The sequence below is a fragment of the Nocardia sp. SYP-A9097 genome, from assembly GCF_009649815.1.
Taxonomy (GTDB): domain Bacteria; phylum Actinomycetota; class Actinomycetes; order Mycobacteriales; family Mycobacteriaceae; genus Nocardia.
The window spans coordinates 595,465-604,700 of sequence record NZ_WJIC01000003.1; the positions used below are offsets into that span (position 1 = coordinate 595,465).

8 protein-coding genes are annotated in these 9,236 nt (G+C 66.0%); 5 read left to right on the forward strand and 3 right to left on the reverse strand.

What is annotated here, in order from left to right:
- Positions 1 to 16: 16 nt before the first annotated feature.
- On the reverse strand, positions 17 to 406 hold the full coding sequence (locus tag GFY24_RS10060; RefSeq protein WP_153804677.1) for a hypothetical protein: 390 nt from the start codon (positions 404 to 406) through the stop codon (positions 17 to 19).
- Between the two features lie 579 nt (positions 407 to 985).
- Between GFY24_RS10060 and GFY24_RS10065 the strand changes: the two genes are divergently transcribed.
- Positions 986 to 2,011 (forward strand): MspA family porin, encoded by a 1,026-nt coding sequence (locus GFY24_RS10065; protein WP_153804678.1) that lies wholly within the window; start codon positions 986 to 988, stop codon positions 2,009 to 2,011.
- Positions 2,012 to 2,191: 180 nt separating this feature from the next.
- On the opposite strand, the gene GFY24_RS41805 is transcribed toward GFY24_RS10065, so the two are convergent.
- Both GFY24_RS41805 and GFY24_RS10080 read right to left on the reverse strand, forming a co-directional pair.
- Entirely contained in the window at positions 2,192 to 2,413 is a 222-nt protein-coding gene (locus tag GFY24_RS41805; protein WP_228566124.1) for a hypothetical protein, read from the reverse strand.
- A 192-nt stretch (positions 2,414 to 2,605) separates the two neighbouring features.
- The gene (locus tag GFY24_RS10080; RefSeq protein ID WP_228566125.1) at positions 2,606 to 3,289 is read right to left on the reverse strand and encodes a hemerythrin domain-containing protein; all 684 of its coding nucleotides are present in this window, start codon (positions 3,287 to 3,289) and stop codon (positions 2,606 to 2,608) included.
- Positions 3,290 to 3,343: 54 nt separating this feature from the next.
- On the opposite strand from GFY24_RS10080, the gene GFY24_RS10085 reads away from it, so the two are divergent.
- From GFY24_RS10085 to GFY24_RS10100, 4 genes are all read left to right on the forward strand, one after another.
- Positions 3,344 to 6,628 carry a BTAD domain-containing putative transcriptional regulator gene (locus tag GFY24_RS10085; protein ID WP_153804679.1) on the forward strand — a complete coding sequence of 1,095 codons (3,285 nt, stop codon included), beginning with the start codon at positions 3,344 to 3,346 and terminating at the stop codon, positions 6,626 to 6,628.
- A gap of 56 nt (positions 6,629 to 6,684) precedes the next feature.
- Positions 6,685 to 7,143 (forward strand): nitroreductase/quinone reductase family protein, encoded by a 459-nt coding sequence (locus tag GFY24_RS10090; RefSeq protein WP_153804680.1) that lies wholly within the window; start codon positions 6,685 to 6,687, stop codon positions 7,141 to 7,143.
- A gap of 270 nt (positions 7,144 to 7,413) precedes the next feature.
- Positions 7,414 to 7,791, forward strand: coding sequence for a DUF1963 domain-containing protein (locus tag GFY24_RS10095; protein WP_153804681.1), 378 nt, complete (start codon positions 7,414 to 7,416; stop codon positions 7,789 to 7,791).
- Between the two features lie 262 nt (positions 7,792 to 8,053).
- A partial coding sequence (locus tag GFY24_RS10100; protein WP_309230675.1) for a (Fe-S)-binding protein occupies positions 8,054 to 9,236 on the forward strand: 1,183 nt, incomplete at its 3' end.

Genomic DNA, 9,236 nt, shown 5'->3' on the forward strand with positions numbered 1-9,236 from the left:
CGTGCAGCGGGGTGCTTTATTCCGGTGCGGTGAGGGGCGCACCGGATACTCCGGTTTGGCCAAGGTCTTGCGGGAAGGGCGTCGTGATGCCCACTATCGCCCCGACCGACGCTCCGAGCGCCGCACCGAGTAGGGCGGCAGGGCCGGCGATGACGGCGACGCCGACGGCAGCGCCGACGAGCGGGCCGACCACCAAGCCGGTCGGCAGGAACGGGATACCGGCGACGAATCCGGCGACCGCGCCGACCGCTCCGGCGGCCATCGCCACAGGAGCGGCCACTCCCACGGCGATGCCCGCCCCGATTGCCGCACCGACGCCCGCGTCGACGACAGTGGTGGTGCATCGGAGGGAATCTACGGGGACGTAACCACAGAACGACTGGATCGGCTGCTGAGAATCGGCCATCGGTTGATAGTCGGCAGGCGGTGCGAGGTAGGCCGAGGGCGTGATGTCAGTCGCCGGTGCGATGTCGGCCGGCGGCTGGTCGGGTGGAGCGAGCGCGATCGGCAACGGGAAAGGAAGTTGCGCCTGCTCGTGCCGCATCAGCGATAGCCAGTCCGCTGCTATGTAAGGGGTGGCGGGCGCCGGTGCGGTGTCGTCCGGGGCTGCGTTGGCGACTTCGGTTCCGAGAACGAGCGCAAGCGGCAATAGGCTAGCAATCAATATCGAACGTGACCTGAGCAAATGATCGGATTTCGACATTTGTACCTCCTGACGATTTCATCTCCGCGTTTCTCGGCCTCGAGTATTTGCCGTACGTACGGTGGCAGACAGTATAAGCAGCTCACATGGCCCGTACCGGAGAGCAGTCAACTCGGTGTGTTGTCGGCAAATCTGTGGCTTTGCCCAAGCGGCGCGCGACGCGCCCTGCTATTCCGATGTGTCGGACCGGCATCCCGTTACGATTGCTAGTTATTAGCCAAACTGTGTTGTTGGGGCGACTCCGCCGCCGCTCATTCCAATCCGATTCGAACAGGATCAGATATGCGACCTCCACACGTCGTTCTTGTGACCGGTGCGGCCGCTTTGGCTGTCCTGATGCTGTGGCACATCGGCGCCCAGCCGAGCCGAGCCCAGCCGCCCGGCGCGGACGCATCCGGTGCGGGGATTCATCTGACGTCATCGATAGACAACATCAGGGCGGACCCACCCGGTGACCGGACTCCGAACTATCTCATGACGTTCTCGCATGCGGCGCAGTTGTCCGGCGACTACTCGATAAACGTGGAGGGCGCCGAAGTGACGTCAGGCCAGGCCGTCGCAGGGTTCATCCTCGGCTGCGCCGTGAGTGTGGCCGGCGGCGTCACCGTCGGGCTCGCCCCCAATCAGGGGCTGGCGGCCAGTATTACCCCCATTTTCATCCCGCCGAGTGACACGGTCTCACCGGAGCCGACAACGTCGGCTGCCAGCACCACTGCCATGCCGAGCACCACCACTGCCATGCCGAGCACCACCACTGCCATGCCGAGCACCACCACTGCCATGCCGAGCACGGCCGCCGCCATGCCGAGCACGGCCGCCGCCATCCCGGGCACGGCCGCCGCCATCCCGGGCACGGCCGCCGCCATGCCGAGCACGGCCGCCGCCATGCCGAGCACGGCCGCCGCCATCCCGGGCACGGCCGCCGCCATGCCGAGCACGACCGCCGCCATCCCGGGCACGACCGCCATCCCGGGCACCGCCGCCGCCATCCCCGGCGCCACCGCCGTCCAGGGCGACTTGGTCAGCCCGCCCATTCTGAGCCTCGGCCCGAGCGTTGCGGGGACTCTGGGCCTGACAGAGGAACTGGGGGGCACCTTGGGACCGGGCGAGGTCACGACCGCCACGACAGCGACGGCCAACCTCGACGAAAGGAACACGTTCCCGTACCACATCATTTTCAACAACGCCGCGTTGAACATCTCCCAGTGTGCTTCACCGGTATCGGCCGTCCCCTTCGTCACCGCCACGGTGGGTACCCCAGGGGGGACGGTGCAGACGACCGCCTACGGCACCCAGTTCACCTTCTGAACACGTCGCCCGCAACCGCCTCGGTCTTCGCTGCGGGAACCAGCCCCGACCAGCGCGGGGTTGCAGATTCAACGGCCCGAACTCGTCGACGCAGATCAGGCGCCCGTCGGCAGGCGGATGGTCGTAGAGGTCCGGGATCCGGTTCATCTTCGCCGTGAATTCCGGATCGCGTCCGGCTTTTCAGGTCTTGACCGCCTGCCACGACACACCCTCGGCCTCGAGGATCTGACGCGGGGTTTCCCGGCTTATCTCGGCAATGCCGTTGCTCTGCAATACTTCCCGCAGTTTCGACAGGATCCACGTCGAGAACGGCCAACCCCGGCCACGGGGGCCGCACCGGGCGATACAGGCGATACCTTCACCCGTGACCCGATCGACCTTCTTCGGCCTGCCCCGCTCCATTTTGGGTCCAATGCTTCGAACCCCCGTTCGTTGAACTCGTGGATCACTTGCCGCACATAGGCTTCCGAGACCTGCATCAGCCAGGCGATCGCCGGGACCGGCTGGCGCCAGATGCGACAACGCAGGATCTGCGCAGGCCATTACGATCGGATTCGCAGGGAAGAAGAGGACCCTACAGTTGTTCGTAGGTGCTCAGCTGCGGGATCCGGGATCTATGCCGTAGATCGAGCGGTACTCCCTGGCGAAGGCGCGGCGGCCGAGTAGACGCCAGGCGAGTCTGGCGGCGAAGGGCATGTCGGCGAGGAACTTTCGTTGTTCGGCGTGCGGGACTCCCTGCAGGATGAAGCCGAGGAAGATCAATTGCCGGTCCTTGGCCACGGCGCCGCGTCCTCGTTCGCCCAGCGCCGCCCATTCGCGGGGGGTCATGACACGTTCGACGAGCGGCAGGATGGCTGCCTCTTCCTCGGCCATATGTTCGTCGAGAGCGGCGGCGAGCGCGGACAGCGTGACCACGAGCTGCTCGCGCACCCGCGGCTGTGCCGATCCGGCGAATTCCTCCGCCTGCCGGTCCGCCCGGGCGGTCAGTTCGGCGATCCGCTCGTGCTGTTCCTCCATGCGCAGTATCAGTGCGCCATCGGTTTTCGCCCGCTCGAGTAGCAGTGGCCACATCAGCTCGTCCTCGCCGGTGTGGTGGTGATGCAAGCCGGTGCCGAGTTCGGTGAGGAACTCCACGATGCGGCGCGCGCGGGTGATGTCCGCGTCGGCGACACCGCGGACGAGGTCCGGCAGCGCGGCGAAATGGCGGCGGAACGCGCGGTGAATGAGCACCATGTCGGAGGTGTCGGGGCGTTCGGTGGTCTGGGTTATGGCGTTCATGGGCCCACTGTGCGTCGATCCACTTGTAGGACACTTGCAATAGAATCGGCCGCCATGGTGCGGATTCAGGTGCTCGGTTCGCTGACCGCACAGACCGGGCGTGGCAGTGTGGATCTCGGCGGCCGCCGCCAGCGCGGTGTGCTCACCCTGCTGCTCGTCGCGCGCGGGGCGGTCGTGCCTGTGGACCGGCTGATCGACGATCTCTGGCGCGGTGAGCCGCCGACGCGCGCACTCGGCACATTGCAGGCGTACATCTCGCATTTGCGCAAGCTGCTCGAGCCCGATCGGTTGCCCCGCTCACCGGCCACCGTGCTGGTGAGTCAGGCGCCGGGATACGCGTTGCGACTCGCCCCCGAAGCGGTGGACGCCTGGCAGTTCGAGGCCGAACTACGCAGCGCGCCAACAGATCCCGTGGAACGAAGGCGCAGCCTCGAACAGGCGCTCGGTCGATGGCACGGCCCGGCGTTCGCTGAATTCAGTGACGAATCGTGGGCACGGGCCGAGGCGAGCCGACTCGAGGAGCTGCGCCTGGCAGCACGCGAACGACTGGCCGCGACCCTGGTGGAACTCGGTGACCCGACCGCTGCCGCCGTGGAAGCGGATGCCTTGACCAGTACGCATCCACTGCGTGAGGAGGCGTGGCGGGTTTCGGCGCTGGCGCGGTTCCATGCGGGACGGCAGGCGGACGCACTCGCCGCGCTGCGTGCCGCCCGCGAGGTGCTCGCGGATCAACTGGGCATAGATCCCGGCCCCGCCCTGGTCCAGCTCGAGGCCGATCTGCTGGCGCAGCGCATCCCCATCGATGTGCCCGCGCCGGTTCCGTTGCCCACACCGACTGCGGAGCCCTCGGAGGTACATTCCGAATTCGTCGGCCGGACAAGGGAACTGGATGAGTTACAGCGCGCGGCAGGAGTGGGCAGAGCACCTCGTGTCGCGGCTGTGATCGGGGAAGCCGGCAGCGGTAAATCCCTTCTGCTGCAGCGATTCCGGGCCGAACTGGGGAACGGTGGCTGGCGTGTGATCACGGGCCGCTGCCCCGAGGAGGACGGTGCGCCACCGGCATGGGCGTGGGTGGAGGCTTTGCGCGAACTCACCGCCACGGTCGATCCTGGTCACTACGCCGCGCCGCTCGAGCCGTTGCTTGCCGACCGGCGCACCGGTTTCGACGCCGATGCCGCGGTCGGGCGATTCCTGCTGCATCGCGCTGTCGGTGCCTACCTGGACGAGGCGGCACAGCGGCAACCGCTCGCGGTATTCCTCGACGACCTGCACCGCGCGGACCTGGAGACGCTCACCCTGCTCGGCAGTGTCGCGAAATCGGCCTCGATACTGATCGTGATCTCGTACCGTCCCGACGAGATCGCGATGCCGCTGGAAGACACGCTCGCCTCGCTCGCCACCGTGACCGCGGCGCGAATACGTCTGCGCGGCTTGGATTTCGACGACGCGACGGTTCTCATCCGCTCGATCTCCGGCCATGATCCAGATCGGGCGACGCTGGCGGCGCTGACCGAACGCACCGGCGGAAATCCCTTCTACCTCATCGAAAGCGCTCGTCTGCTCGGCAGCGAGGGTGCGCTGGTGGCGATGTCGGAAGTACCGCAGGGGGTGCGGGACGTGCTGCGGCGGCGCTTCGCGCGACTCCCCGCGGTCAGCGTGTCGGTCCTGCGCCTGGCGGCGGTGATCGGGCGGGAATTCGATATCGAGGTGCTGATCGGTGCGGCCGAAATCGGCGAGGGCGAGGTCCTCGATGCCGTGGAGGCCGGCGTGCTGGCCGGACTGCTCGAAGAACCGGGTTCCGATCATGCGCGGTTCACGCACGCGCTCATCCGCGACACTCTGCTCGGTGATCTGTCCCGCATACGACGCCGCCGCTGGCATCTGCGCATCGCCGAGTCGATCGAGCGGACCCGGCCCGACGACCTGTCGGCGCTCGCGCACCATTTCGGGGAGTCGCTCACCGCGGCGACCGCCCGGCGGGCCGCGGACGCCGCTCGCGCGGCAGCCGATCAGGCCGAACGCCGATTCGCCCACGATGCCGCCGCCGAAAGTTACGGTCGCGTCGTCGCCGCGCTCGAACGGATCAGCGGTGTAAACACGGCGGCCGAGCGGGTCGCCGCGCTTTCGCGGATGAGCAGGAGCTATCTCGCCGCCGGTGCCGGCCTCCCGGCCCGCGATGCGCGCGACCGGGCGGTCTCAGCGGCTGATACGCCCGAATTGCTCGTCGAGGCGCTCACCGCGTGGGATACGCCGACTCCCTGGCTGAACCGCGCCTACGGGTCCGTCGACCAGCAGGTGGTCGCCTCGATCGAGGCCGTGCTGCGCACCTCCGGTCTCACCCCGCAGGCGCGCTGCAGGCTGCTGGTCGCACTGGTCCGCGAGATCGGCGGAGAGCTGCACGAACGAGCGCGCGAGGCAGCCGCGGAAGCCGAATCCCTGGCGCGTGGATTGCGTGATCCCGGATTGCTCGGGCTGGCTTTGCAGGCGCGACTCTCGGTGTACGACACCTCGATTCCACTGGCCGATCGTGATCGGCTCGCGACCGAGTTGGTCTCCCTCGGCGAGGACAACGCGCTTCCCGTCCTCGCGCTGATCGGGCATAACGCCGCATTCCAGGTCGCGGCGGCCCGTGGCGATGTGGACCGCGCGAATTCCGAACTGGTGGTGGCGACGCTGCTGGCCGACCGCTACCACTGGGCGCAGGCGCGAGCGGCGAACCTCATGGGCCATGCGATGATCGCGCACCTGACGGGGAATCTCGAAGCCGCGGAACAGGGTTACCGACAGGCCCATGAATTCCTCGAGCGCCACAAGGTCTTCGATGCGGACGGCAACCTGCTGATCGCCCTGGTCGCCCTCCGACTCACGCAGGGCCGGGTCGGCGAATTCGCAACGCTGCTCGCCGAGACGTTCGAGCAACTCGACAGTTCGGGCAACGACGTGGTCGTCGACCCGTTCGCCTTGGCACTGCTGGCGACCGGTGACCGGCGCGGTGCGCTGGCGGCAACGCGGGCTCGTCGGCCGCTGCGCAACGATTTCTTCCGCTCGCTCTTCCTCACCGTGCGCGGTATGGCCGTCGTGGGTCTCGAGCAACGCGCCGAAGCAGCGCAGGTGTACCAGCAGCTGCGTGTGTACTCGGGTCAGATCGCGGGCGCGGACACCGGCGCGCACACCGCGGGGCCGGTAGATACCGTGCTCGGCGACCTCGCGGCATTGCTCGGCAAACCCGACCTGGCGGCCGAGCACTACGCGACCGCCGAACGCCTCGCTCACCGCTGCGGATGCCGGGAATGGATCAGCGCTGTGCGCGACCGCATTGGTTCACAAGTCGATCGCTAGTCGCATCCGGAAGGTGGGTGGCGGATCACGCATCAGCCAACAGGAGGAGCGACGCCATGCCGTCCGACCGTCAACTCAAGACCGTCACCACCATTCACCGTGCCGTGCTGAAGCTCAGCGGCGGCATCCTCGGGACCACCTTCAAAGGTATGCCGACGATCAGGCTGACCACAATCGGCCGCAAATCCGGCCGGTCGCATACCGTCATTCTCACCGCGCCGATCATCGACGGCGACACGATCGTGGTCGTCGCCTCCCGCGGCGGCGATCCCACCGATCCGGCGTGGCTGCACAATATACGTGCGAACACCGCGGTTCGGGTCGCACGCGGGCACGGTCCGGATCGGCCCATGACCGCTCGCGTTCTGTCACCGGGCGAGCGGAATGCGCTCTGGCCCGATGTCATCGCGGCCCACCCCGGCTACGACGACTATCAGGCAATGACGACCAGAACAATTCCTCTGGTCACCCTGACGCCACTCGCCGGTGCGATCGACGCTCAACCGATCGGATAGCCGTCGCCCGGCCATGGTCACACTCGGCGCATACGGATCAACCTCAGGCAGAGGGTTTTTCGTCTCGATCCTGCGTTGACGTCTCTGCGGAATTGGTGTGGCAGGCCGGGTACCGAGTCGGCGAATCGCGCTGTGCGCGAGCCTGTTCGGGCAAATCGGGGCCGGGGCCTCCGGCAGCAGTCTGTCGCCGCCAACGGGTTCCTGCCTACACCGCAGTTCCGCCGCTCACCAGACCCACGCCTACCGTTGACCTACCGAATCATCCCCACCTTGCCCACTCGCTACGAGATGCCGCTGCCGGAACTCGACAAGTTCGAGGAACGGTTCGACGAGCGGCTGGCCGAGGCGGCGGAGAAGTTCGACGAGGCCCGGTCGGCGGTCACGGAACCCTGGCATCAGATCGGCGGCTGGGCCCACGAGATTCAAGGCGACAACGATCGCGGAATTTTGCCCGGAAGCGCGGCCGAACAGCGCTTCTACTCGGATCGCGATACGCCGGATGGGCAGCTGCTGCTGGTGCAGATCGACACCGACGGCGGCAATGGCATCGGGTTCGGCGATATGGGAATGCTCTACTGCTTCATCGACCCGGAGGATTTGGCGGCATCCGATCTCGCTGCGGCAGTGGCATATTCCGAAAGCCACTGATCAGTCGATTGCCTTGGAAGGCATGACCGATCTGGGGGACACCGCCGAACGCTCTATGAACTCGATGGGGTGGATGGTGATGGTCCAAGCATCCACCGCCACGGCGGGATTGGCCGATTGCTGCCATTGGGGTGATTGGCCGGAACGGGGCTTTCGTGGCTGTCGATTCGGTGATAGCTTGACACCGGACATGTAAGTTACTGGGCGGTAACATGATTGAGGTTGCCGCTCGGTGGATTCTCGGACCGGAGGGGTCAGCGCTGTGAGTGCCGCGACGATCGTATTGGGGATCATTGGGGCGATCGTCACCGTGGTTTGCTGGGGGTCGCTATTTGTCGGGTTGATGCGGATGGTTCGCGTTTTCCGTGCGGGACAGGCTGATTGGTCACGGATGCGGCCTGTGTTGCCGCGAGTGCGGAACGTTGTTGTCGAGGTGGGCGCGCATACGCGGATGAACAGGTTTCGGACTGTCGGCTGGGCGCATTGGCTGGTGATGGTCGGGTTCTTGCTGGGGATGGTGTTCTATTTCGAGTCCTATGGGCAGACTTTCGATCCCGAGTTTCATTGGCCGATCGTGGGCGAGACCTTCGGCTATCGGCTGTTGGAGGAGATCCTCAGTTTCGGGACTGTCATCGGGATTGTGGTGCTGATAGTCATTCGGCAGTTGAATCATCCGCGTCGGCCCGCGCGGCTGTCCCGGTTCGGAGGGTCGAACTTTCTTGCCGCGTATGTCATCGAATCCATTGTTCTCACACATGGTTTCGGTGATGTCATGGTTAAGTCGGGCAGGATTGCCACCTTTGGTGGTGGGGACGCTCGGACTGATCCGCTCACCATGCAGGTGGCTCGGTTGCTGCCGGTCAGTCCGCTGCTGATTTCGGTCTTCGCGTTCGTCAAAATGCTTGCGGGGGCGGCTTTCCTGTATCTCATCGGGCGCAAGCTGACCTGGGGTGTTGCTTGGCATCGGATTTCGGCGTTTTTCAATATCTACTTCAAGCGCGAGGGGGATGGTGGGGCCGCGCTCGGGGCGGCCCGGGCCATGATGTCCGGGGGCAAGGTGCTGGAGATGGAGACTGCCGATGCGGACGCCGACGTGTTCGGTGCGGGCAAGGTTGAAGACTTCACGTGGAAGGGGTTGCTCGACTTCACGACCTGTACCGAATGTGGTCGCTGCCAGAGTCAGTGCCCGGCATGGAATACGGGAAAACCGTTGTCTCCCAAGCTATTGATCATGTCGCTGCGCGATCACGCCTATGCCAAAGCGCCCTATCTGCTCGCTGGTGGAGACGAAGGGAAGCTGTCTGAATCGGATCGTGCGGAGGCGGAGCGTCCGCTGGTGGGTGGCGAGGATGTCAACGGCATCATCGATCCCGAGGTGTTGTGGTCCTGCACGACGTGTGGTGCGTGTGTGGAGCAGTGCCCGGTCGATATCGAGCATGTGGATC